Source organism: Chitinophaga agrisoli (assembly GCF_008386695.1).
Lineage (GTDB): Bacteria > Bacteroidota > Bacteroidia > Chitinophagales > Chitinophagaceae > Chitinophaga > Chitinophaga agrisoli.
Genome location: NZ_VUOC01000002.1, coordinates 144,991 through 169,091, shown reverse-complemented (window position 1 = coordinate 169,091; position 24,101 = coordinate 144,991). Strand labels below are relative to the sequence as shown.

Genomic DNA, 24,101 nt, shown 5'->3' with positions numbered 1-24,101 from the left:
GGGAAAGCGGATAATTACGTTTATCCGTGTTAGCTATTGGGCTGATTTATTTTTTTAAGGAGGTCAGGATCCGGACCGGTAGCAGGCGCTTTTTTAGTTTCGCGGTTGTTCAATACCGGTAGTAAGATCAGGGATAGTACGCCCAGCACCATTACCAGCAGGGTTTGGGCCAGCCATAAGATCCAGCTGAAGGCCAGACCGGTGGTAGGCGCAATGTTATATAACAGCAGTGTTTTCTGTACCAGCGCATGATAAGCGCCTATACCGCCCTGGGTAACGATCATGCCTATGCTGCCAAAGCCCAGGATGGCCAGTGCCGCTTTAAAGCCCAGATGAGTGGTCTCATCCAGCGTGTAAAAACCGCAGTACAACATGGAGAAGTACAGGGCCCATATAAGCAGGCTATAGAAAATGAACCAGCCCTTACGCTCCATTTTACCAATGGAGAGGATACCTTCCAGTACCCCCCTGGCCAGGGTGCGCATGGCAATAGCAGCTTTGGAACGGGCAAAACGTTTAAAGAGGAAATATCCTATCAGCAGCACAATGATCAGCACCACAGCCAGGATACCCAGCTGGCCGGTACCGGCATTGGCAAATTTCTGTTGCAGGGGCTCCCATATATGGGTATTAAAGAAACCGCCTACTACATCTATCTGCACCAGCACCGTCACTACCATCAGCAATATCAGGCAGATAAGGTCTACCGCCCTTTCTGCGATCATGGTGCCCACCAGTTTATCTGCGGGGATCTTTTCGTAACGGGCCAGTATACCGCAGCGGCTTACTTCGCCCAGGCGGGGAACGGCCAGGTTGGCTAGGTAGCCTACCATTACTGCAAAAAAGGTATTGAGGGTGCTGGGGCTATAACCCAGGGGCTTTATCAGCAGTTTCCAGCGTACCGCCCTTGCCCAGTGGCTGGCAATGCCTATGATCATGGCCGGTATCACCAGCCAGTAATGGGCATTACGGAGGGCCGTTTTAATGTCTTCCTTTTCTTTATCAGTAAGGTCTTTGGTAATGAGCCATATCAGGAACAACCCTATGCCCAGGAAAATAACGATCTGGAGAATACTTTTGAGCTTTTTGGGCATATGGGTGATATTAGTTAAGTCCGCCTTATAATTTGTTACCTTCTTTTGGGAAAACGGCTACCGGAGTGTGTTTTTTTGCCGCTTCAAAATCCATGCTGGCATAGGACATGATGATCACCACGTCGCCTGCTGCGCACAAACGGGCCGCCGGTCCGTTCATGCAGATCACCCCTGAACCGCGTTTACCTTTGATGATATAAGTTTCCAGGCGTTCTCCGTTATTTACGTTCACTACCTGTACTTTTTCATACTCAATAAGGTTAGCAGCATCCATCAGGTCTTCATCAATCGTGATGCTGCCAACATATTGCAGGTTTGCTTCCGTAATTACGGCGCGGTGTATCTTGCTTTTAAGTACTTCGATCTGCATAGTTTTAGTTCAGCGTCCGCAAAGCTACGGAATAATGTGTAAATGTGCGGATGTGCAGATATGCAAATACCCAATGCCGGTCTTCGCTGCATTTCATTTGCATCTGCACATCCGCACATTAACTAACTTGCAGATTATCAATGAGCCTCACCGGGCTGCCTTCCATACGGGCAGCTACTGCAGCATACAGCGGCTGGCCGGCAGGCGGGGAGGCCTGGGGGAAGGAGATAGCGCCGTCATCTCCTACGGCGATCACATCCAGGTAATCCATTTCAAATTTAGCGGATTGCAACTGCAACCGGGCAGCAGCTACGGTATCCGGCAGGGGGGCGCCTTGCTGCAGCTGGTCTTTTATATAACTGAGAGTTTTATAGATGGCCACTGCCTGTTGCCTTTCTGCAGGGCTTAAGCGCATATTGCGGCTGCTCATGGCCAGGCCGTCCGTTTCCCGTAGGGTGGGGCAAATGATCATTTCCGCCGGGGATTCGATCAATTTTAACAAACGTTTCACAACCAGGCATTGCTGCAGGTCTTTTTGTCCCATAAATAACTGTTGCGGCTGTACTATGTCCAGCAACTTATGCACTACCCGGCCTACGCCCTGGAAATGGCCGGGGCGGTATTCGCCTTCCAGCACCGTTTCCAGCGCGCCAAAATCGTAATGGGGGCCGGGGGCGGAGAGGCCTTCCGGGTACATTTCCGCTACGGCTGGCAGGAACAGTACATCGGTATGAGCCGCGGTGAGCAGGGTGATATCCTTTTCTATGGTAACCGGGTACTTTTCAAAGTCTGCCGGGTCATTAAACTGGGTAGGGTTCACAAATATGCTGCAAACCACAATGTTACATTGCTGGCGGGCCTGTTGTATAAGGGACAGGTGTCCCTGGTGCAGGGCGCCCATAGTGGGTACAAAACCAACCGTTGCTCCTTTTTGCTGTGCGGTGTTGAGATAATGCCGAAGCTCGTCTTTTAGCTTGAACAGATCCATTTTACTACTTTATTATATATGTATATGCTAAATATGCGTTGGTCTATCGGGTAGCGAATGTATGAACGCGTTGTGCGGTAATTATGCAGTATCCTGTTGGTTGTCATGTGTCTGGCAGCAATATTTACGCCTTTTTCTGCCACCAGATAATGCTTAAAACGATGTTAAAAGTGCCAATTTGTCCTTTTTTCGTTAAAAAATCCGTAATTTTGCAAGCCAAATTAAAAATTACTGCATTAATAATCAGCATTAAATGTCCACAAAGAAAAGAATTCTTTTTATTGCCCATGAAATGTCGCCATACCTGGATTTAACAGAATATGCGGCCATGGTCAATAAGATGGCAATTAAGTCCAATGAGGCGGGTCTGGAAGTAAGGGTGATTATGCCAAGATTTGGCATTATAAATGAGCGGCGGCATCGGTTGCATGAGGTGGTAAGGCTGTCGGGGATCAATATTGTGATAGACAATGACGACTATCCGCTGATCATTAAAGTGGCTTCTTTGCCGAGCGCCCGTTTGCAGGTGTATTTCCTGGATAATGAGGATTATTTCAAGCGTAAGGCGGTATTTGCGGACGAGGACGAGCAGTTTTATGACGATAATGCAGCCCGTGCGGTATTTTTCTGTAAGGGCGCGCTGGAAACCGTTAAGAAATTTGGCTGGCCGCCGGATATTATCCATTGCAGCGGCTGGATGACCGCCCTGGTGCCTATGTACCTGAAAACGGCCTATAAGAAAGAGCCGGTTTTTGCACATTCCAAGGTGGTATATTCACTGGAGCCCAATTCCTTTAAGGAAAAACTGGGCCCTACCTTCATCAAAAAAGCCACCATCAGCAACCAGATCAAGGATAAGGATATAGAGCCTTATAAAGAGGGTACCAACGCCGCCCTGAACCGCGGCGCTGCCAAATATGCGGATGCCGTAGTGGTAGCCGGAGAAAAAGCAGATAAAAAGCTGGTGGATGAAATAAAGGGGGAAAAAGGTAAGATCGTGCTTCCTTATAAGAAGGATAACGAGGACCTGGCAGACTACCTGCAACTGTATAACCAGCTGTTGGGTAAATAGCTTATGAAGCCTGGGCCCACTTCAACCGGGGCCCATGGCATGTGCCTGGATGGCGAACTTATATTTAAACAGGCAATAAAAATCTCAAAACAAACAGCGTGAGAGTTATTTTCAGGAACCTGGGATTAGTAGCAATACTTTTTTCTTTACTCCGTACATCAACCGGCTGCAATGAGGCCACTATACTGGGACGTGAACTGATACCCGGTAAGGACTTCGTAAATGCGCAGGACACCACTATCGACAACATTATCACCCACAACATCTGGAAAACAGACTCCACGGTATTTACCGGGCAAGGTAATTACCAGAAAGTTTTAGGCTCTATTAACGACGATCCGTTATTTGGCCGGGTACAGGGCTTTGTATATACCCAAATGAGCCTGCCCAGCAACGCATTCAGCTACCAGGGCGCCAACCAGACGCTGGACTCCGTGGTGCTGTATATACCTTATGAAGGTTTTTATGGCGACTCTTTATCGCCGCTGACCTTCCGGGTGTACCGCATGAATGAGCCTGATTTTAAGATAGATTCCAACTACCGGTACTACCAGGCGCTCAAGTATAACCAGGGCGAGCTGCTGGGCACCGCCACCGTATCAGCCAGATCCTTAAGGGATTCTGTGTCCGTATATGGTCAGAAACAAGGCCCCCAGCTGCATATCACCCTGAGCAGCGCTTTTGGTAACCAGCTGCTGCAGCAATCGTCTACCGGCGCTTTTGTCAATGACTCAACCTTTCATGTTTTCCTGAAAGGCCTGGCCATTGTACCGGATACCAGCCTGGCTACCAACCGTACCATGCTGTACCTGAACCTGAACCATGCCAGCACGCCCACGTACCTGCGGGTGTACTACAAGAATTCGGAGAACGACTCCCTCGTGGCCAGCTTCCCCTTCGACAACACCGGGTCCGCACATGCTAACTACTTTGTGCATAACCATACCGGCGCGGAGGCCAATCAATACCTGAACACCAACCGCCCTGAAGGGGATAGCCTGCTGTACCTGGAAGATGCCCCGGGTGTGTATACGAAGGTCACCATCCCTAACCTGGAAAACTTCCCCAACGTCGTTATCAACAAGGCCGAGCTGGTGATCACAGAGGTGACTACCGGTACCTCGCCAACAGAACGTATTTATTCTGAGCCTGATTTATTACTTTTGCGCCAGTTAGGTAATGGGGATACCATCAAACCCATTATCGATTATGGCAATCCCCAAAATCCCAACCAACCGTATTTTGGCGGAGTGAAAGAGATCGTGAGGACCGAATTTGGCGGGATCAGGATGGCACAATACAAGTTTAATATTGCCCGTTATCTGCAGTTCCTGATACGTAAACAGGAAACCAATACCGGGTTTAGACTGGATGCGCTTTCCCCCCGGAATATTGATGTGCACCGTGTAAGGGTGGGCGGCGGAAGCCACTCCACATATAATTTGAAATTGCGGATCATTTATACTAAACTTTAAAAGAGAAAGCGTTTTATGCCTTATTTATTTACGTCAGAGTCTGTTTCTGAAGGACATCCGGATAAAGTAGCCGATCAAATCTCCGATGCGCTGATAGATCATTTTCTTGCATATGATGCAAAGTCAAAGGTTGCCTGTGAGACCCTGGTAACTACCGGACAGGTGGTGCTGGCAGGCGAGGTGAAGTCTGAGGCCTACCTGGACGTGCAGGATATTGCCCGTGAAGTGATCCGTAAGATAGGATATACCAAGAGTGAATATATGTTTGAAGCAAACAGCTGCGGTATCCTGTCTGCCATCCACGAACAGTCTCCTGACATTAACCAGGGAGTAGAGCGCAAATCGCCCGAAGAGCAGGGCGCCGGCGACCAGGGTATGATGTTTGGTTATGCCAGCCGCGAAACGGATAACTATATGCCCCTGGCACTGGATCTGGCGCACAAACTGCTGCTGGAACTGGCTGCCGTACGCCGTGAAAATAAAGATATCACTTACCTGCGCCCCGATGCGAAATCACAGGTAACCATCGAATATTCAGACGATAACAAACCCGTTCGTATAGACACTATCGTAGTATCTACCCAGCACGATGATTTTGACAAGGACGAGCAGATGCTGGCTAAGATCAAAGCGGACATCATCAACATCGTAGTGCCCCGCGTAAAGGCCCAGCTGAAACCCGAACTGCAGTCACTGTTCAATGATAAGATCACTTATCATATCAACCCTACCGGCAAGTTCGTTATTGGCGGTCCCCACGGCGATACCGGTTTAACCGGCCGTAAGATCATCGTAGATACCTATGGTGGTAAAGGCGCACACGGTGGCGGTGCTTTCTCCGGTAAAGATCCTTCCAAGGTAGACCGTTCCGCTGCCTATGCTACCCGTCACATTGCCAAGAACCTGGTAGCTGCCGGTTTGTGCGATGAGGTGCTGGTACAGGTATCCTACGCTATTGGCGTGGCTAAGCCCTGCGGTCTGTACATCAACACCTACGGCACTGCCAATGTGAAGATGACAGATGGCGATATTGCCCGCAAAGTAGAAGAGATCTTCGATATGCGCCCTTACTCCATTGAGCAAAGGTTGAAACTGCGCAATCCTATCTATAGCGAAACTGCTGCTTACGGGCACATGGGCCGTGAGAGCCAGGTAATTACCAAGGTGTTCAACAAAGGAAAAAAGACAGAGAAGAAAGTAGAAGTAGAACTGTTCACCTGGGAAAAGCTGGATCATGTAGACCAGGTTAAGAAAGCATTTGGCCTGTAATAGGTTGATGCGTAATATATTAATGGGCTGATGACCTTTACGGTCATCAGCCCATTTCCATTCATATCACTTCATCGTCTTCAGGGCGGTCAGCGCTTCTGACACATGTTTCTCCGCCTCTCTTATAGAATTGAACTGGTGCACTACCACGCCCTGCTTATCCACCACATAGGTTACCCGTCCCGGGAACATCATTGCCTTGGGTACGCCAAATAATTGCCTAACCTGGTTGGCAGTATCCGCCAGCAGGGTGAAGGGAAGCTGATGGTGTTGTGCAAACTCCTGATGGGAGGCAACATTATCGCTGCTGATGCCGATCACTTTGGCGCCGTATTCGCCAAACTCCGCAAATGCATCCCGGAAGGAGCAGGCCTCTTTCGTGCAGATGTTGGTTTCATCTTTTGGATAGAAATAGATGACCAGGGGCTGCTTGCCCAGCACGGTGCTAACGTCAAATAACTTACCATCCTGGTCTTTCAATTGAAATTCAGGCACTTTGCTGCCAACTTTTACCTGTGCTTCTGAACTGCAGCTTACCAACAATAGCAGCAGTGACGCCGCCAGGGCGTTCAACATGTTCCGTTTTATCATTGTATGAGGGTTTATTGTCTGGTATAAAGGTCAGACATAATTGAATACGAAGTATAAAGGGCGACGGTTGCTGCTGCCGGGGGGATATTTAAAAAAATAGGGCCATCCCGGATAACCAGGACGGCCCTGTATGGAAGGGTTAGAACAGGAAGTTCACGCCAAAGGCCAGATCTTTTAATTTGCGCGTGCTTACAACATCGACTGAATGTGATTTGTATGTGCCGGAGTAGCCGTAGGACACCAATCCATAGGATACCTGGAATGCAATATTACTTTTGAGCCGGTACATCAGTCCCGGGCTGTAATAAGCGCCCAAGCCCCAGCTATAATGGGTGTCTTCGGAACTGGGATAGTGGTGTGCTGTTTCCAGATAGTTGCCACTTACGCCAAGCTCATTAAAAATGAGCAACCGGTTTTGCCATAAGGGCATATCGAAGCGTACAAACGGCGAAAAGTAATAAGCGTTGGATTTGAGGGTTTCGTAGTCATTAACGGCGTAATCAAAAGCGTCGAAGCTGTAGCGCCCCGAACTGATGGCGGCGCCCAGTGCCAGATTTTTTCTGAGATAATGAGCATACCTAATGCTTGTGGTAAGGTTATTCGTTCTTCCATCGTAGATGGCTGTACTGGAGCTGAATGAAAGGCCGGCCCCGATGAGGTTGCGTTTGTCAGGTAACTGCTCCTGGGCGCTGGCTGTAAAATGGGTAAACAACAAGAGGCATCCAATACAAAAGACTGATAGCAATCTCTGCATAGTTTAATCAGTTTAGTGTAAGAAAAATGGGAGGGCCTAAAACAGGAAGTTTACGCCAAACTGCAGATCACCCAGGTTATCGCCGTTAACCAGGCTGAATGAGTGCGAACTGTAGCCCGGGTTATGCAGATAGTTGTAGGAAAGCAGTTGGCCATATGCCAGCTGGAGGGAAATATTGCTTTTTAGGCGGAACATGAGCCCTGGTCTGTAAAACGCCCCCAGGCCCCAGGAGTCCTCTTTTACATCACCGGTAAGATATTCGGTCCTGTTCTTTGTATAAGAACCGCTTATGCCCAGGTCGTTGAAAATAGAGAACCGGCTTTGCCAGAGAGGAATATCCAGGCGTACAAACGGCGCAAAATAACCGGCATTTGATTTCTTTGTTACATATACATTGGTGGGATAATCAAAAATTCCATCCTTTGCGTGTGAATAGGAGACAATAACACCCAGTGCCAGATTCTTTCGAAGATAATGGGCGTAAGTGATAGTGGTATTAATGCTGAAGTACTTGCCATCAAAAGTACTGCCCGTGGGCACATCGGATTTTCCTGAGCTGAATGAAAGGCCGGCCCCAATGAGGTTCTTTTTTTCTGGTAACTGCTCCTGGGCATTGGCTTTGGGGTGGGTTAATAACATGAGGGATCCGATACAAAGGATCGATAAAATTCTCTGCATAATTTAACTGGTTTAGTTGAATAAGTAAATTGACGGCAGCAATCTAAACAGTAAAAACAAAATATATTGTTAAGGAATGTTATATAACAATGTTAAAGTTTGTTAGCGGATAAGGATATGATTGTGGGGGGATAGTATGCACATTAATCATTACTTTTGGACCTTTAATCTTTACAGATGAAGACCATACTGAATGGTACGCAACTGGCCATTACCATTGACAGGCTTTGCCACCAACTGATAGAAAATCATCTTCAATTTGAGCATACGGTGCTGATAGGGCTACAGCCCCGGGGCATTTACCTGTCTGACCGCATCCATCAAACCCTGAAAAAACTACTACCCGGCACGCCTATCCATTACGGTAAGCTGGATATCACGTTTTACCGCGATGACTTTAACAAGGGCACGGAACTGCATGTACCCAATGAAACGGATATCAATTTTTCCATTGAAAACAAACGGGTGGTATTGATAGACGATGTGCTGTATACCGGCCGTACCATCCGCTCTGCGCTAGACGCCATGCTGGACTTTGGCCGGCCTGCCGCCGTGGAGCTGCTGGTGCTGGTAGACCGCCGTTTTACGCGGCAACTGCCCATCCAGCCGGACTATACCGGCCGTACTGTAGACGCCATTATCAGTGAAAAGGTACGGGTGTTATGGCAGGAACGGGACGGTAAGGACGAAGTGATCATCCTGGAATAGCAAAAATCCGGCTTCGGATTTTAATTTTCACCTGTATATTTGCACCTTAGAATGTCACTCTCAGTAAAACATCTACTCGGCATACGCGATCTGGAACGTCAGGATATAGAGCTCGTTTTTCAAACAGCAGACCAGTTTAAGGAAGTATTGCAAAGACCCATTAAGAAGGTTCCAACATTGCGGGATACTACCATCGTGAATGTATTCTTTGAGAACTCTACCCGCACCCGTATCTCTTTTGAGCTGGCGGAAAAACGCCTGGGCGCGGATGTGGTGAACTTCTCCGCTTCCGGCTCCTCGGTTTCCAAAGGAGAAACACTGATAGATACCGTTAACAACATCTTGTCCATGAAGGTGGATATGGTGGTCATGCGGCACTCTGCCAGCGGCGCTCCGCACTTCCTTTCCAAACACATACAGGCGCCTATCGTCAACGCCGGCGACGGCATTAACGAACATCCCACGCAGGCCTTGCTGGACGCTTTCTCCATCCGCGAGAAGCTGGGTGATGTACAAGGCAAAAAAGTGGCTATCTGCGGAGATATCATGCACTCCCGCGTGGCCCTGTCCAATATCTACTGTCTCAAAAAACTGGGCGCGGAGGTGACCGTAGTGGGTCCGCCTACGCTGATACCCAAATATATGGCTACCGCCCTGGGCGTAAACGTTACCTATAACATCCGCGAGGCACTGGCCTGGTGCGATGTGGCCAACGTGCTGCGCATACAGCTGGAACGGCAGAATACGCCTTTATTCTCCTCCCTGCGGGAATACTCCCTGGTATACGGCGTAAACCGCCGCTTGCTGGACAGCCTGCAAAAAGACATCGTGATCATGCACCCCGGCCCCATTAACCGTGGGGTGGAGCTGAGCTCTGATGTGGCAGACTCCGGCCAGTCCATTATCCTGGACCAGGTAGAGAACGGGGTGGCCATCCGTATGGCGGTATTATACCTGCTGGCGGGCAAACGTGAACAACAATAGGAAAAAGGTTTTATGCGCACCATCCTGCTGCTTATCGTCTCCAACACCTTTATGACCTTTGCCTGGTATGGCCACCTGAAGCACCAGGACCTTGCCCTGTGGAAGGTGATCCTCATCAGCTGGGGCATTGCTTTTTTTGAATACTGTTTTATGGTCCCGGCCAACCGGCTGGGCGCGCAGGATGGGCTTAGCGGTTTCCAGCTAAAGACCATCCAGGAGGTGATAACCCTCAGCGTATTCTGCCTGTTTGCCATTTTTTACCTGAAGGAGCCTTTACGCTGGAATTACCTCGTATCTTTTGCATTTATACTGGCCGCCGTGTATTTTATGTTTAAGAAATAACATTTTGCCTCTTATTTTACGTTTTTCCCACTCCTCCTTTTTTCTATCTGCCCTATCTTATTATTCTTATTTTTGATGATCTGTAAACCACGACACAACAACATGTTTGTAAGGATCAGCTTCACATTGGCCATATTACTCGCTCAGCTGCAGCTATGGGCGCAACCATCGCCCGCATGGAATGCCGCAGACATAAAATTGCAATTAAAGAAACTGGATACGCTGGGCAGCATCTTATACATGGCTGCTCATCCGGATGATGAAAATACCCGCCTGCTGGGATACCTGGCAAAGGAAAAGTTATACCGTACCGGTTATCTTTCCCTTACCCGGGGCGATGGCGGACAGAACCTGGTAGGTAATGAGCAGGGAGAGCTGCTGGGCCTGATCCGTACCCAGGAATTGCTGGCCGCCCGCCGTATAGACGGGGCGGAGCAGTTCTTTACCCGGGCGCAGGACTTTGGCTTTTCCAAGAACCCGCAGGAGACCTTTACCATTTGGGACCGGGAAAAGATCCTCGGCGATGCCGTTTGGGTAATCCGTAATTTTAAACCGGACGTGATCGTTGCCCGTTTCCCGGCAGACAGCCGCGCCGGGCATGGCCACCATACGGCATCCGCCATGCTGGCAGCAGAGGCTTTTGCCGCCGCCGCCGATCCTAAACGTTTCCCTGAGCAGCTGAAATATGTACAACCCTGGCAGGCCAAACGCCTGTTGTGGAATACCTTCAGCTTTGGCAATGTGAACACCACCTCTCCGGACCAATATAAAATAGACGTAGGCGCGTTTAACGTGCTGCTGGGCCGTGGATATGGGGAGATAGCCGCAGAAAGCCGCTCCCAGCACAAAAGCCAGGGTTTTGGCGTAGCCGCCAGCCGTGGCAGCTCCCTGGAATACTTTACTACCATAGCGGGCGATGCGCCTAAGCAAAGCCTGATGGACGGCGTTAACACTTCCTGGGAAAGGGTGCCTGGCGGCAAAGCCATTGGCGACCTGGTAAACAAGGCCTTAGCTGCTTATAACCTGGAAGATCCTTCCGCCTCCATACCTGCTTTACTGACCATCCGCAAAGCCATCAACGCATTGCCGGATGGTTACTGGAAAACCCAGAAGGCCAAAGAAGTGGACCAGCTGGTGCTGGCCTGCGCCGGCCTGTGGGTAGAGGCCTATAGCGCCTCGCCGGTGGTAGTGCCCGGCCAGCCTATGCAAGCCAATTTACAGATCATCAATAACAGCCATGTACCGGTACGTTTGCAAAACATCCGTGTACTGGATAAGGATAGCACAGTGAACCAGCCGCTGGAATATGACCAGCTAATGAGTTTCCCGCAGGCATTGACAGTACCTGCCAATGAAAGCTTATCGCAGCCCTACTGGCTGGCCGCCCAGCACCCGGTTGGCATGTATATTATACAGGACCAGCAGCTGGTAGGCCGCCCGGAAAACATACCCGCCATACAGGCCACTGTACGCCTGGAGATAGGCGGCCAGACCTTTGACGTAGTACGCCCGCTGCAATATAAACATACAGATCCCGTAAGAGGAGAGCTGTATGACCCGCTGGTGATAGCGCCGCCGGTAGTAGCCAACCTGGCCAACCAGGTATTCATCTTTACAGAGAAAAAGGCGCAGCCGGTAACCGTGAAGCTGAAGACCATGGCAGATAATTCCGCTGGCGATATTAAACTGCAGCTGCCGGCAGGTTTTGCCGCCACGCCGGCCAGTCAGCCATTCAATCTTAACCGTAAGGGGGATGAAATGGAGCTGCAGTTCCAGATAACGCCTACTGAGATCAACGGTACCAACCGCGTAGATACGTTTACGGTAGCCGCCAGTGTTAACGGCAAAGTGTATACGCAAAGCCTGCAAACCATCCACTACGATCATATACCGCCTATTACCCTGTTTCCGCTGGCGGCCGCCCGCCTGGTAAGGGTACACCTGCAGCATAACGGCAACCGGCTGGGTTATATAGCAGGCGCCGGCGATTTGGTAGCTGCCTCATTGCGGCAGGTAGGATATGACGTTACCGCCCTGGATGAAAAAGATATTATGGGCGGCCGTCTGCAGCAATACGATGCCATCATCATGGGGGTACGTGCTTATAATACCAATGAGCGCCTGAAATACTGGCAACCCCGCCTGATGGATTATGTGAAGAACGGCGGCACCTTACTGGTACAGTACAATACCAACGCGCCGCTGGTGACCAGCCAGCTGGGCCCTTATCCGTTCAGCCTTTCCCGCGGAGACCGGGTAACGGATGAGCACGCGAAAATAACCTGGCTGCAACCGGATAATTCCGTGATGCATTATCCCAATACCATTACCCCGGAAGATTTTGACGGATGGGTACAGGAAAGGGGATTGTATTTTACGGTAGATGCGGATAAAGCCTACCAGAAACTGTTCAGCATGAACGACAAGGGAGAACGGCCCCTGGATGGCAGCACCCTGGTAGCGGACTACGGCAAGGGGCGGTATGTGTATACCTCACTGGCCTTTTTCCGGCAGTTGCCGGCCGGCGTGCCGGGCGCTTACCGCTTATTTGTGAACCTAATTTCGAAGCAGCAATAGTAGGGTAGCATTATGAGTAAACAAGAACCTAAACGTGACCGGTTAAATATTGCAGCCGGCCTGTGTATAGCGATAGGGCTGATCATCGGCATCGCTATCAAGCGGGTGCAGATAGGCCTGCTGATAGGATTGGGCCTGGGGCTGCTGGGCGGTTCTATGATAAGAAGGCGATAGATAATGAACATTTGAATCCTGTAATTCCGGCTTATGCAAAATGAAAAGCCGCCGCTCTTCCCTGCGTGGTGGATGTGGTACCTGTTTGTAATTGGCTTTCTGGCCGTGCTGATCATCTTATTTTATTTATTCACCAAAACATTCTCATGAGTGTCCTGGATTGGATCGTATTATCCATCACCTTAACCGTAATTATCCTGTATGGCATATGGAGAAGCCGCGGCCAGCAGAATATAGACGGCTATTTCCTGGGCAATCAGTCAATGCCCTGGTTCGTTGTGCTGCTGTCTATCATTGGCACACAGGCCAGCGCTATTACGTTTATTTCCGCCCCCGGCCAGGCCTATACGGACGGGATGCGGTTTGTACAATATTATTTTGGGCTGCCGCTGGCCATGGTGGTGCTGTGCATCACTTTTGTGCCCATCTTTCACAAGCTAAAGGTGTTTACTGCCTACGAGTTCCTGGAACAGCGGTTTGACCTGAAGACCCGCACCCTTACCTCTGCACTGTTCCTGGTACAGCGCGGCCTTTCTACGGGTATCAGCATCTATGCGCCATCTATTATCCTCAGCAGCCTGCTGGGCTGGAATATTTACTGGACCAATGTGGTGATGGGCGGCTTGCTGATCATCTATACCATGTCCGGCGGTACCAAAGCGGTTAGCTATACGCAAACCCTGCAGTTGGCGGTGGTGTTTACGGGCATGTTCCTGGCCGGTTGGATGGTGGTGCACCTGTTGCCTGATAACATAGGTTTTAGCGATGCGCTGCATGTAGCAGGTAAGATGGACCGGCTAAATGTGATCGTGACCAGCTTTGACTGGAAGGACCGGTATAATATCTGGAGCGGTTTGATAGGGGGCTTTTTCCTGGCCTTGTCCTATTTTGGTACAGACCAGTCGCAGGTGGGGCGTTATCTTACGGCGCGCTCCGTTACAGAAAGCCGCCTGGGACTGTTGATGAATGGCCTGGTAAAGGTGCCCATGCAGTTCCTGATCCTGCTGATAGGAGCGCTGGTATTTGTGTTTTACCTGTATTTCCGTTCACCCATCTTCTTTAATGAGGCGCAGTTGAATAAGGTGCACAAAACAGAGCAGGGGCCTGCTTTAAGGGCGTTGGAGCAGCAATATGACCAGTTGTCTGCCACCAAACAAACACAGGTAAAGACCCTGGCTGATGCGTTGGCCGCCAAAGATGAGGGGGCGGTACGCCAGGCGCAAACGGCGCTGCAAACCACGGAGGCTACGGCCAATGGCGTGCGGGCACAGGCGGTGAAAGTGATCAAGGAAGCGGATCCCGCGGCGGACGATAATGATACCAACTATATCTTCCTGCATTTTGTGGTGCATAACCTGCCTAAAGGGCTGGTAGGACTGTTGATCGCTATTATCTTCCTGGCCTCCTGGGGCAGCGTGGCGGCGGCATTGAACTCGCTGGCATCCACCACCGTAGTGGACATCTATAAACGGCTGGTGAATAAAGAAGATTCGGAAGAGCATTACCTGCGCATATCCCGTTGGTGGACCCTGATCTGGGGCATTTTCTGCATAGTGGTGGCGCAGTTTGCCAGTGAGCTGGGCAGCCTGATAGAAGCCGTGAATGTATTAGGGTCCCTGTTTTATGGAGTGATACTTGGTATTTTCATGATCGCTTTCTATATCAAAGCAGTGAATGGCACGGCTACTTTCTGGGCCGCTATTATAGGAGAGGTGCTGGTGATCACCATCTATAAATGGAATGTAGTCTCCTTCCTGTGGCTGAATGCCATAGGCTGTATCATCGTAGTGGTGTTGGCGTTGGTGATACACCTGTTCTGCCGCAAGCGGGCATGAGCCGTTAATCTGCGATCAGTACCAGGTTCGGCACTTCGTACAGGCTTACCGCATCTGTGCTGTGCACCAGCTGCACGGCGCCTTTTACCGGGAAGCGGTATACCCTGCCGGTGGCGCTGCCTACCGTGGTAAGGGCGGTATTGCCGGTGTACCGGAAGGCCAGTACATCCGTTTCCATTGTTTCAGCATTACTCCGTTGGGCCATGCCCGTTGTTTGTGAAGCCAGTAAGGCCCTTTTTTTTCCGCAACACATACGTTTAGTTTTTAGTGATTGTCCATTCTTTTTGCCGTTAATCGCTCCAGCAGAATGGCCGCGCCGGAAAGGGCGGGCCACAGCAATAGTTTTTCCTGCCAGCTAAGGCCCAGCCATAGCGCAAAAGGCAGGGCTATCCATATGCTGAGGCAATAAAAACAGTCGAGCAGGTCTCCGAAGAAACCTGCTCCTGCTGTTTTACGCAGGTGGAAGACAAGGTCAAAGGGACCGTCTTCCGCCTGCAAGAGATGGGTAATGCGCCAGGTGGCCAGTATACATAATATGAAAGCGTAGTTATGCATAAGCTTTTGTACTTATCCTAAACAGAAGCCTTTTGGCATTTGGCTGATGTAGCCGTACTGGCTGCTGCCTACAATGGTCCTGTCTGTTCCGGTGATCCAGATATTATAGCCGCATGGCGGGGTGGTGGCGGAGGTGGCCAGTGTCCATGTGCCAGACTTGCCGGCATTGGGCAATGGGAACACCACGCTGTCATAAGCCAGGGAGGCCGTGGGCAACCCGTCTATGGTAAAGGAGGTACCGGCTGCCGCAGGGGTGATCATCAGGCTCATGGCCTTACTATCACTATCCAGCATATGATAGGTGCCGGAAATGCTGGTGCCCGGCGGGAAATCGCCGCAATCGCCACCGCCGGTGGTAATGGTCACATCCACATCCGGGGCGTTTACATCTGCACGGAAGGTTACCCACTGGCTGCTATAGAATACGCCGCCCAGGGTAAGATCCTCCAGCTCAATACGGATATAGTGCAGGCCATTCTGCGAAGGCACAAAGGCGCCAAACAGATCGTCTACGATAAATGTATTGGAAGCCGGGTTGGCGTGATAAGGCATCCAGCCATTGGCGTCCGGGGTAAGCGTGATAAGCGGGGAGATAACGCCAAAAGTATCTGTTTTTATGAACACCTTACTCATTACGGAATGTTCTGCCAGTCCGGGTTCTATCACGCGGATGCGGTAGCGGAAGCTGTGTGTATTCTGGTTAAAGAAGCGGCCACGCACGGTAGTGTTGCCGCCAAACGGGCTTTCTACGGCAGTAAAGCCCAGGGTATGCAGGCCATTGGCTTCGCCGGTGGCATTGCTGATCAGGTCTACCGGCATACCGCCCAGCAGCTCAATAAAGGGTTTCAGCTGGCCAGGGTTTACGCCGTCCGGCAGAGGTTTGATCTCTACGTTACATTCTTCGCGGTCGCCCCAGGGCGCTACCCAGTTGGGATCGACTGGAGGCAGCTGGTTCCAGGACAGTATCACGCGTACGCGGGCTTTGCCGGTCTGGCACCATTCCTTCTGGTATTTATCCAGCACTATCTTCAGGGGCGCATTGTACCACAGGCCGCCTTCCGGCAGGGGGATATCATGCACGGTAACGGAAGAAGTACCCATATATACCCAGCCGCCGCCAAAGTCCATATAATAGGCCAGGTATTCTTTGGAGCCTTTGGAGCAAAGATTGCCGGAGTAGCCTGCATTCCGTTTGATATGGATGGCGGCGTTCAGGGTGTCAGATTCACGGTTAAGGCCTACGCAGGTTACTTCCTCATAGGTGGTATTAAACTGCAGCTGTTGCAGCGCGGCGATGATCTCATCCAGGTTCAGCTCATATTGCTTCAGTGCCTGGTATTGCTCTACGCTGATGGCCGCTTTGGTGAACAGGGCATTACTTACAAAACCGAAACCTTTACGATGCGGCTCAATGTCTTTGCCGTATAGTTTGGCTATTTCCGCCAGGGAGTAGTTCTCTTTGGCGGTAACGGCAAAGTCCAGCGGGGGCAGGGCTTTCTCTATAAGGTCGATCTGTTTTTCATCCAGCTTTACGCCTACATCTACCAGGATATCATCCAGCAGGCAAATGATGCCGGTGCGGGGAGCGGCCTGTATGTGCGCGTCGAGCACATTACCCCAGATGGGAATCCAGAAAGGGGAACCGGCCGGGGGTACCTGGTTCCAGGATAGTATGGCGCGGGCCAGGGGCAGCACGGGTTTCTTATCGCAGCAACTGCGTTTCTTGGGGACAAAACTGGTGAATACTTCATAACAGAGATCGTCTGCGGAGCCAAAATCGTGGATGTTAAAGTCCACCACGCCTTCATCTTCCCAGGAGGCGCCGTTGTCATAGCTTACATAAAACCTTACGTACTCTTTACTGCCGGGTGTACACGGGCCGCCATTGTAGCCGGCGCCCTGTTTGATCTTAACAATGGCGCTAAGGCGCTGCACATCAGGCTTGTAGCTTACGCAGGTCACTTCTTCATACTGGGTGTTATACAAGATCTCCAGTTCCGGCTTAAACAGCTGGTTGAACGGGCTTTCTTTGTCCTGTATACCAAAATAATTAGGATTTTTGAGCAACAGGATCTGCTGTTTGCTCCGCAGGTCGGCCGCTTCTACAGTGCTGGCCGCCTTTAGTTTTGGGGTAGATGGCATAATGCAGTTAATTTTTGGGGTGTAATAAAAGATCTGTTATACAAACAATTGCTTCTCGTGCTTAATCATTCAGGGGTATACAAAGTTAAGGGGCGGCGGATATAGAAGACAAGCGTATAAATACCTGATCTGGAGGGTGGAGTAAGGCATTAAAATAAAAAGGGCCGGCTGGTATGTACCGGCCGGCCCTCCTCTAATAATATCGCTTATAAGCCGGCTATCAGCTTATTATTCAGCGCTACATAATCATCGTTCTTAGCTTCTTTTGCCAGTTCGATGGATTGTTGAGCAGCAGCTTTTGCACCTGCTTTGTCGCCGGCTTTTGCCAGGATCTTGGCTTTCAGGTGCACCATGTAAAACGCCTTAGGATTTTCCTTAACGGCAGCGTCCACCCATTCCTGGGCTTTCTTCAGATCTTTGCCGTTCTCATAGTAATAAGAGGCAGCAGCGAAGTAAGGCTTTTTATCGCCTTTCATAGCTTCGTCGATCTGGTTCATCACCTTGCCATCGATATCAGCGGTGATCTCTACCGGTACAACGGTTTTATCCCAGATGAGCATCATGGTCATGGAAGTAGGCAGCACCTGGTCAAAGGAGATCATAAAACTTTCCACGCTGAAGGGCAGATCTGACATGGCGGATGCTTTTACGCGTACCACGTCGTTTTCCGGTTTGTAGGCAGCGGGGCTGGTTACATTCAGGTCTTTGGTGAGGATCACTGTCCACTCGCTTTGTGCGGGGATAGTGAGCAGGCCGTATTTACCGGCTTTTACAGGTGTGCCGCCAAATTTTACATCTTCGCCAAAAGTGATGGTGGTAGCGCCGTTAGCACCGGTTCTCCATACTTTACCATAAGGCACCAGGTCGCCCATGATGTTCCTGCCTTTTACAGCCGGGCGGGAGTAATTTACTTCCACGGAAGAAAGGGCAAAGTCCTGTTTAATGGTAGCGCCGGGGCTGGGGGCCGGTAATTTAAGGCCCTGGGCATTAACGCCCTGGGTAGCGCACATAAATGCTAATGCTGCTACAGCAAAATGGAAACGGATTTTTCTCATATGAGTGGTGGTTTAAATTTCAAAGGAAAAGGTAGAAACGCTATTCTATCAGCCCGTTACGGAAAGCATAGATCACCAGCCCTACCGTATTTTTAGCGCTGGTCTTTTCCAGCAGCTTCTGGCGGATGCCTTCTACAGTGCGCGGGCTCAGGAAGATCTTTTCGGAGATCTCCTGGGTGGTGAACTCGTTGCATATCAGCTGCAACACTTCCTTTTCGCGGTCGTTCAGCTGCAGTTCTGTATTGGCGCTATTATTCTTAAAGGTAGGCTTAAATTGCTGTTTGTTCTTATGCAGCACTTTTTTGAGCAGGGCCAGGTTTACGTTCTCGCTGAAATAGAACCCTTTTTCATAGGTAGTGCAAATGGCCTCATAGATCTCTTCCGGCTCTGCGTTCTTTAGCAGGTAGGCGTTGGCCCCGTTCTCTACCAGGTGTACAATGAAGTTGTCATCCTCGTACATGGTGAGGATGATGATCTTTATATCCGGGTACTTTTCCTTTACCTGGATGGTAGCCTGGATGCCGTCCATATTGGGCATTTTCAGGTCCATCAATATTACGTCCGGCACTTGCTCCTGCATGATCCTGAGCAGGTGCTCCCCGTCTTCTGCCTCAAAAAGCACATTGATATTATCGTAGGGGGTGAGCGTATTAATGACACCACTGCGAAAGATCTTATGATCATCTGCAATTGCCACTTTTATCTGATCCGCCATAGGGAGTAATAATTGTGTACAGTGTAAATGGCCGTAAAGTTAAGTGATTTTTTTTCTTAACGTTTAACTCTCAATATTTTAATATCTCAAGCTGGCTATTCCACTCCCGGTTGATAATGCTCCACCCTAATCTGCGCCACTGTTCCTTTAGGAGCCCGCTCCACAAATTTGATACTTCCGCCGATAATATTCAAGCGGCTTTCGATATTTTTCAGGCCGAGGCTGCCTGTTTTTTTGCGGGATGCATCGAAGGCGGCCAGCAGCTTGCCATTGCCGTCATCTTCCACATCGATGCTGAGGAGGGCAGGGGTGGTATGGTAGGTGATCAGGACCTGGGAGGCATGGGCATGTTTGAGGATGTTATTCATGAGCTCCTGTACTACGCGGTACACGTTCAGGGCTTTTTCGCGATCTACGCGCTGGGGGTTGTTGCCGCTTCTGAAGGAGATCTGCACCTGTTTGTTCTTATTCATCAGGCTGCAGAAAGAGTCCAGCGCATGGCATAGACCCAGATTATCCAGGGCCTGGGGATGCAGGCTTTGGGATATAAAACGGAGGTGCTGGATGATGGTATCGGTGAATTCTTTGGTCTCTTTGAGCCGTTCAGCCTCGCCGTTGCCGGTCTTAAGGTGTTGCTGCAGCTGGCCCAGGTTCAGCTTTAGTACGGAAAGCTGGGCGCCTACTTCGTCATGCAGGTCTTCTGCAATGCGTTTACGTTCCTGTTCCTGGCCCTGCAGCACGGCCACCAGGCGTTCCCGTTGCAGCTGCAGGTCTTTATCACGCAGCACCAGTTTGTGCTGGATCACCTGTTTTTGTTGAAAAATGACCAATACTACTACCAGTATGCCCAGCAAGAGCATACCAACGGTACCTATTATGACAATTTCCACAAAATTCATGAGGGTCGTTTTTCAGCTTTCGTAAGGCCAATATAAAACAGGATCAGTTCCATAATACCGGCAATAAATGTAAGCGCCTGTACGGTATCAAGGTTTCCCAGGGGGTGTCTGAGAAAAAGGTTAAAGGCCAGGGAAAATACGAAGTAACCGCAGAGGTACACGAAAAGACCGGCATTGAACCAGAAATCAGGTAATGTATTGATAAACACGGACTCTTTTACCAGGTCCTCATCCGTGAGGAGCTGAAAAAAGAACAGGATGCCGCAGATCATTAATATAAGGGTACGCACGGTAGCAAATATGGAATTGAACGCGAATACACCTTCTAATTTAAGGAAGTCGAGTAAAAAAAGCGCTACTGCCGGCAGCAATATCACTTTTATAAGGCGTTTGATGATGGTGTTCTTTATGGTTTCATGGTAATATACGGATAGGATTACAAACTGGGTAAGGTGCATGATGTTGGAAAACCACTGGTTATTATGGAACAATTTCGCGAAGATAAATGATCCAATAGCGTAAATAACACTGGAAACGAGGTAAAAATAGATCCATCTCCCGGTTTTATTCAGCAATCCGTAGTTTAAAGTGAAGGGGATCAAAAGCAAGCATTCGATCCCCGTCATAGTGTAAAAGGTAATTTCGATAATATTCACTGAATCATTCTTTATTTAAAAACCAGCTCAAGGGCAATATTGCGGGCATTGCAGGCCGCCATCCAGCGCTTTACCGCCGCCATCGGGTTCCGGATCAGGGTTAAAGCTTATGCCGGCTGTTTTAGGAGCAGGGGGATAGTAAGGGATATTCTTACCGTCTTTGTCTACTGCATACAGCACCATTTTCTTGTCATCGATGCCATCACCGTCGAGGTCTGCACCGTAATAGATACGGATACCTACGCTGTTCTCACAATTCAGTAATTCCTGGATCTTGTCTTTACCAAAGAAGTAAGCCTTGGTAAATTCCTTTTTCCCTTTTTTGGTTTCTTTTTCGTGAAAAGCGTTGATCAGCTTATCTGCATGATCTAGTGAAATAAACTCCCCGGCATCCGGAGGAAAGACTCTTTTTGTTGTGGTACTCATGTGGTTATAGTTTTAGTTAGTAGAATGATTAGTTAGCGTGGGTAAAGGTATCATAAAATCCGGCTTCTCAAAGCGCAGATATACATAGCATTTTTGTGTTATTTGTGCGGAAGAATTGCTGGGATTCCGCTATGGCATTGGCTTTTGGTTACCCATGTATAGCTACCCAAGGTACCCGGGTTAGGTAGTTTTCCGCAAAAATGCGTAGAACTACGCATTCGTTTTTTTGGGGAGTTTAACGCTTGACTACTGTGTGTGAATTCCCAAACTTTGCATCAACAACCAGGGAAAACAAAAACGATCACGTTATTTACTTTAGAGGGATGATACCCTGGGTTTTCACAAGAAATTACAAGTTTACTGGGCCTTTCTACCCATGTTTGTTTCTTCATTATATGCAGAGAAAAGGAGAAAGTAAAGAAAATGGCTATTCCACAGAATAGCCGGTTTTTAGGTTTAGCTCGTTAACCCCTTTTTTAAAAATTTAACGCTATGAGTTACCTGTTAATTGGCAACATCTCTGCATTGATCTGTGATGATTGTATTGAACCGCTGGCCAAGGCGACCTTGAGGATCTATTTGCCGGAGGACCATCACCTGGATAATTTACCTGGTAATGGTTTCTTCAGCCCGCTGAAACAGCTTTCGCCGGACGAAGTGAACGGGAAGGCAGAACGTTTGTTAGCGGAAACCGTGCTTGATGAAAGAGGCGACTACCGCCTCACCTGGGAGCAGTTGCACCTGTTCACAGAGCCGCTGGAACTGGACCTGCGCGTGGAGGAAATGCCCGGCAGGGCGCCAGGTACCAGGGGCGCCACACAGTACCACCTGAGCAAACTGGTACCGCACTGGAAACGCAGCCGCGACAAATATGTGGCAGCCTTTGCCTATGTGATACCATCGGAACACTGGAGCCAGATCCGGGGCAGCTACGGGACCTGGGTGATCAGTGGCGCTGTTCGCCAGCATACCTCCATGGTAAGTATACCCCATTTAAAAGTAGAAGCCTATAATGCGCAGAGCGGCAAGCTCTTAGGCACCGCCTATACGAATGGGCAAGGCCGTTATAAGCTGCATTTCGGGCTAAAAGATATGCCAGTTGGCGTTCTGTTGCCGGTTCGCCAGGGTCAGTACCATAAAGGACCGGATGTATATTTTAAGATCTACAGGAACGACCAGCTGCTTTGGGAAGAGGACATACAAACAGCGCAGTACCCTGAGAGACGGGCTATTGCTCCCTGTACTTTGCTAAACATCACCGTACAGCCTTCTGCTGTAAAAAGAACAGCCAATCATCTGGCCCAATGGCTGGGTGGCTGGTCGGTGGTGAGCACGCAAGGTAAAACATACCTGAATGAACTTCAGTTATCAGCGCCATTCTAGTTTTAGTTAGGAGTCATCTTAGTTTGAGAGCCCCAATGTGAATACAACAGCTATCCCCTCAGCCAGTTTCGGGGTAGTTGTTTCGTGTGAAGTGTGGAAAAGGCGGAAAGTGAAGGTAAGTAAGCCCTTTACTTTTCGCCTTTATTATTTTGCGCCATCCCGCTCAAAACCTTGGATGGAACCGTTGCAGGGTATCCCGCAGGTACTCCCGGTCCAGATGGGTATAGATCTCCGTAGTAGTAATGCTTTCATGCCCCAGCATCTCCTGCACCGCCCGCAGGTCTGCGCCTCCCTCTACCAGGTGGGTGGCAAATGAATGCCGGAAGGTATGGGGGGATACCTGTTTATTAATACCCGCCGCGGCGGTCAGCTCCTTGATTACCAGGAAGATCATAACCCGGCTAAGCCCGCTGCCCCGGCGGTTAAGGAACAGGGTATCTTCCTGTCCTTTTTTTATGGGCATATGGATCCGTATCTCGTTCATGTACAGGGTAATGTATTTGACAGCGTCCCGGCCAATGGGTACCAGCCGCTCTTTATCGCCTTTGCCTATGACCCGGATAAAGCCCGCATCAAAATGCAGTTGGGAGATCTTTAGATTTACTACTTCGCTTACGCGCAGGCCACAGCTATACATGGTTTCCAGGATGGCGCGGTTGCGCTGCCCCTCCGGTGTACCGGCCTTTATTTTACCAATAATGCTTTCTATCTCATCAAAGCTGAGCACATCCGGCAGCTTACGGCGCACTTTGGGCGCTTCCAGCAGCTGGGTGGGGTCATGTTTGACCAGGTCTTCCATCATCAGGTAGCGGTAAAAGGCCTTGATGCCGGAGATAATGCGGGCCTGGGAGGTGGCGGTCATGCCCAGTTGGGCTATCCATTGGGCGCAGTTTTGCAGATCATCAAGGCTAACCTGCTCCGGCGGCAGCTTTTTATCATGCGCCAGCAGGTATTGCTCCAGTTTTTCCACGTCGCGTATATAGGCCTGCACGGAGTTGGCGGAGAGGGAGCGCTCCAGCTGCAGGTAAGCATTAAAACCTTTCAGGTAAACATTCCACATAATAAACGGGCCAGGTAGTCCGGAGACCTGCTTTTATACGTATGTATTACAGCAGGGGCCGGATGATCGTTAAGGTAACAAATGTAATCGTAAATTAACCGCTCCTCATACATGAAATTTAAATTTACTATTTTACATTTTACGGGTAAGGGTGCATTATTTTGAATTTTATCTATGCCAAACGCTGTATAATTAGAAGTATTCGAACAAAATCAATCATTCTTTTATTACTTTTAGCCCGCTTTTAAAAGGGTGTTTTCCCTTATTTTAGCATACAATTTTAACTAAAACGCATACTT

25 protein-coding genes are annotated in these 24,101 nt (G+C 49.6%); 10 read left to right on the top strand and 15 right to left on the bottom strand.

From position 1 onward, the window contains the following. Window positions 1–29: 29 nt before the first annotated feature. From F0L74_RS08155 to panC, 3 genes are all read right to left on the bottom strand, one after another. Window positions 30–1,094 carry a lysylphosphatidylglycerol synthase transmembrane domain-containing protein gene (locus tag F0L74_RS08155; protein ID WP_149837376.1) on the bottom strand — a complete coding sequence of 355 codons (1,065 nt, stop codon included), beginning with the start codon at window positions 1,092–1,094 and terminating at the stop codon, window positions 30–32. Window positions 1,095–1,119: 25 nt separating this feature from the next. After that, complete coding sequence (gene panD / locus F0L74_RS08150) at window positions 1,120–1,464, bottom strand: aspartate 1-decarboxylase (protein ID WP_149837375.1); 345 nt, start codon at window positions 1,462–1,464, stop codon at window positions 1,120–1,122. Window positions 1,465–1,582: 118 nt separating this feature from the next. Next, window positions 1,583–2,452, bottom strand: coding sequence for a pantoate--beta-alanine ligase (panC, locus tag F0L74_RS08145; protein WP_149837374.1), 870 nt, complete (start codon window positions 2,450–2,452; stop codon window positions 1,583–1,585). A 253-nt stretch (window positions 2,453–2,705) separates the two neighbouring features. Between panC and F0L74_RS08140 the strand changes: the two genes are divergently transcribed. From F0L74_RS08140 to metK, 3 genes are all read left to right on the top strand, one after another. After that, window positions 2,706–3,524, top strand: a complete 819-nt coding sequence (locus tag F0L74_RS08140; protein WP_149837373.1) for a glycogen/starch synthase — start codon at window positions 2,706–2,708, stop codon at window positions 3,522–3,524. A 98-nt stretch (window positions 3,525–3,622) separates the two neighbouring features. Next, the gene (locus F0L74_RS08135) at window positions 3,623–4,999 is read left to right on the top strand and encodes a DUF4270 domain-containing protein (protein ID WP_149837372.1); all 1,377 of its coding nucleotides are present in this window, start codon (window positions 3,623–3,625) and stop codon (window positions 4,997–4,999) included. A 15-nt stretch (window positions 5,000–5,014) separates the two neighbouring features. Next, complete coding sequence (gene metK, locus F0L74_RS08130; protein WP_149837371.1) at window positions 5,015–6,268, top strand: methionine adenosyltransferase; 1,254 nt, start codon at window positions 5,015–5,017, stop codon at window positions 6,266–6,268. Window positions 6,269–6,334: 66 nt separating this feature from the next. Here the strand turns inward: metK and F0L74_RS08125 are convergent, their stop codons facing one another. From F0L74_RS08125 to F0L74_RS08115, 3 genes are all read right to left on the bottom strand, one after another. Further along, window positions 6,335–6,859 carry a peroxiredoxin gene (locus tag F0L74_RS08125; protein ID WP_246197658.1) on the bottom strand — a complete coding sequence of 175 codons (525 nt, stop codon included), beginning with the start codon at window positions 6,857–6,859 and terminating at the stop codon, window positions 6,335–6,337. Between the two features lie 139 nt (window positions 6,860–6,998). Continuing rightward, entirely contained in the window at window positions 6,999–7,613 is a 615-nt protein-coding gene (locus tag F0L74_RS08120) for an outer membrane beta-barrel protein (protein WP_149837370.1), read from the bottom strand. Between the two features lie 36 nt (window positions 7,614–7,649). After that, window positions 7,650–8,291, bottom strand: coding sequence for an outer membrane beta-barrel protein (locus tag F0L74_RS08115; protein ID WP_149837369.1), 642 nt, complete (start codon window positions 8,289–8,291; stop codon window positions 7,650–7,652). Window positions 8,292–8,468: 177 nt separating this feature from the next. On the opposite strand from F0L74_RS08115, the gene pyrR reads away from it, so the two are divergent. From pyrR to F0L74_RS08090, 6 genes are all read left to right on the top strand, one after another. After that, window positions 8,469–8,999, top strand: a complete 531-nt coding sequence (gene pyrR, locus F0L74_RS08110; RefSeq protein ID WP_149837368.1) for a bifunctional pyr operon transcriptional regulator/uracil phosphoribosyltransferase PyrR — start codon at window positions 8,469–8,471, stop codon at window positions 8,997–8,999. A 51-nt stretch (window positions 9,000–9,050) separates the two neighbouring features. Further along, entirely contained in the window at window positions 9,051–9,983 is a 933-nt protein-coding gene (locus F0L74_RS08105; RefSeq protein WP_149837367.1) for an aspartate carbamoyltransferase catalytic subunit, read from the top strand. Window positions 9,984–9,995: 12 nt separating this feature from the next. Beyond that, on the top strand, window positions 9,996–10,325 hold the full coding sequence (locus F0L74_RS08100; protein ID WP_149837366.1) for a DMT family protein: 330 nt from the start codon (window positions 9,996–9,998) through the stop codon (window positions 10,323–10,325). A gap of 102 nt (window positions 10,326–10,427) precedes the next feature. Next, on the top strand, window positions 10,428–12,902 hold the full coding sequence (locus F0L74_RS08095) for a PIG-L family deacetylase (protein WP_149837365.1): 2,475 nt from the start codon (window positions 10,428–10,430) through the stop codon (window positions 12,900–12,902). Window positions 12,903–12,914: 12 nt separating this feature from the next. Then, complete coding sequence (locus F0L74_RS33225) at window positions 12,915–13,076, top strand: hypothetical protein (RefSeq protein WP_188315913.1); 162 nt, start codon at window positions 12,915–12,917, stop codon at window positions 13,074–13,076. 146 nt (window positions 13,077–13,222) lie between these two features. Continuing rightward, complete coding sequence (locus F0L74_RS08090; protein ID WP_149837364.1) at window positions 13,223–14,911, top strand: sodium:solute symporter family protein; 1,689 nt, start codon at window positions 13,223–13,225, stop codon at window positions 14,909–14,911. Between the two features lie 4 nt (window positions 14,912–14,915). Here F0L74_RS08090 and F0L74_RS08085 read toward each other — a convergent pair whose 3' ends face one another. From F0L74_RS08085 to F0L74_RS08050, 8 genes are all read right to left on the bottom strand, one after another. After that, on the bottom strand, window positions 14,916–15,164 hold the full coding sequence (locus tag F0L74_RS08085) for a hypothetical protein (protein ID WP_149837363.1): 249 nt from the start codon (window positions 15,162–15,164) through the stop codon (window positions 14,916–14,918). A gap of 11 nt (window positions 15,165–15,175) precedes the next feature. Beyond that, complete coding sequence (locus F0L74_RS08080; RefSeq protein WP_149837362.1) at window positions 15,176–15,466, bottom strand: DUF1360 domain-containing protein; 291 nt, start codon at window positions 15,464–15,466, stop codon at window positions 15,176–15,178. A gap of 12 nt (window positions 15,467–15,478) precedes the next feature. Continuing rightward, window positions 15,479–17,608: a hypothetical protein gene (locus F0L74_RS08075; protein WP_149837361.1), complete on the bottom strand. Its 2,130-nt coding sequence runs from the start codon at window positions 17,606–17,608 to the stop codon at window positions 15,479–15,481. A 206-nt stretch (window positions 17,609–17,814) separates the two neighbouring features. Continuing rightward, window positions 17,815–18,663, bottom strand: coding sequence for a DUF2911 domain-containing protein (locus F0L74_RS08070; RefSeq protein WP_213086924.1), 849 nt, complete (start codon window positions 18,661–18,663; stop codon window positions 17,815–17,817). 40 nt (window positions 18,664–18,703) lie between these two features. Continuing rightward, the gene (locus F0L74_RS08065; RefSeq protein WP_149837360.1) at window positions 18,704–19,378 is read right to left on the bottom strand and encodes a response regulator transcription factor; all 675 of its coding nucleotides are present in this window, start codon (window positions 19,376–19,378) and stop codon (window positions 18,704–18,706) included. Window positions 19,379–19,473: 95 nt separating this feature from the next. After that, window positions 19,474–20,277: a sensor histidine kinase gene (locus F0L74_RS08060; RefSeq protein WP_149837359.1), complete on the bottom strand. Its 804-nt coding sequence runs from the start codon at window positions 20,275–20,277 to the stop codon at window positions 19,474–19,476. Further along, window positions 20,274–20,852 carry a hypothetical protein gene (locus F0L74_RS08055; RefSeq protein WP_213086923.1) on the bottom strand — a complete coding sequence of 193 codons (579 nt, stop codon included), beginning with the start codon at window positions 20,850–20,852 and terminating at the stop codon, window positions 20,274–20,276. The genes F0L74_RS08060 and F0L74_RS08055 overlap by 4 nt, the downstream gene beginning before the upstream one ends. Before the next feature lie 108 nt (window positions 20,853–20,960). After that, window positions 20,961–21,359: a hypothetical protein gene (locus tag F0L74_RS08050; protein WP_149837357.1), complete on the bottom strand. Its 399-nt coding sequence runs from the start codon at window positions 21,357–21,359 to the stop codon at window positions 20,961–20,963. A gap of 492 nt (window positions 21,360–21,851) precedes the next feature. Between F0L74_RS08050 and F0L74_RS08045 the strand changes: the two genes are divergently transcribed. After that, on the top strand, window positions 21,852–22,742 hold the full coding sequence (locus F0L74_RS08045) for a hypothetical protein (protein ID WP_149837356.1): 891 nt from the start codon (window positions 21,852–21,854) through the stop codon (window positions 22,740–22,742). Between the two features lie 163 nt (window positions 22,743–22,905). Here the strand turns inward: F0L74_RS08045 and xerD are convergent, their stop codons facing one another. Continuing rightward, the gene (gene xerD, locus F0L74_RS08040; RefSeq protein ID WP_149837355.1) at window positions 22,906–23,802 is read right to left on the bottom strand and encodes a site-specific tyrosine recombinase XerD; all 897 of its coding nucleotides are present in this window, start codon (window positions 23,800–23,802) and stop codon (window positions 22,906–22,908) included. Between the last annotated feature and the right edge of the window lie 299 nt (window positions 23,803–24,101).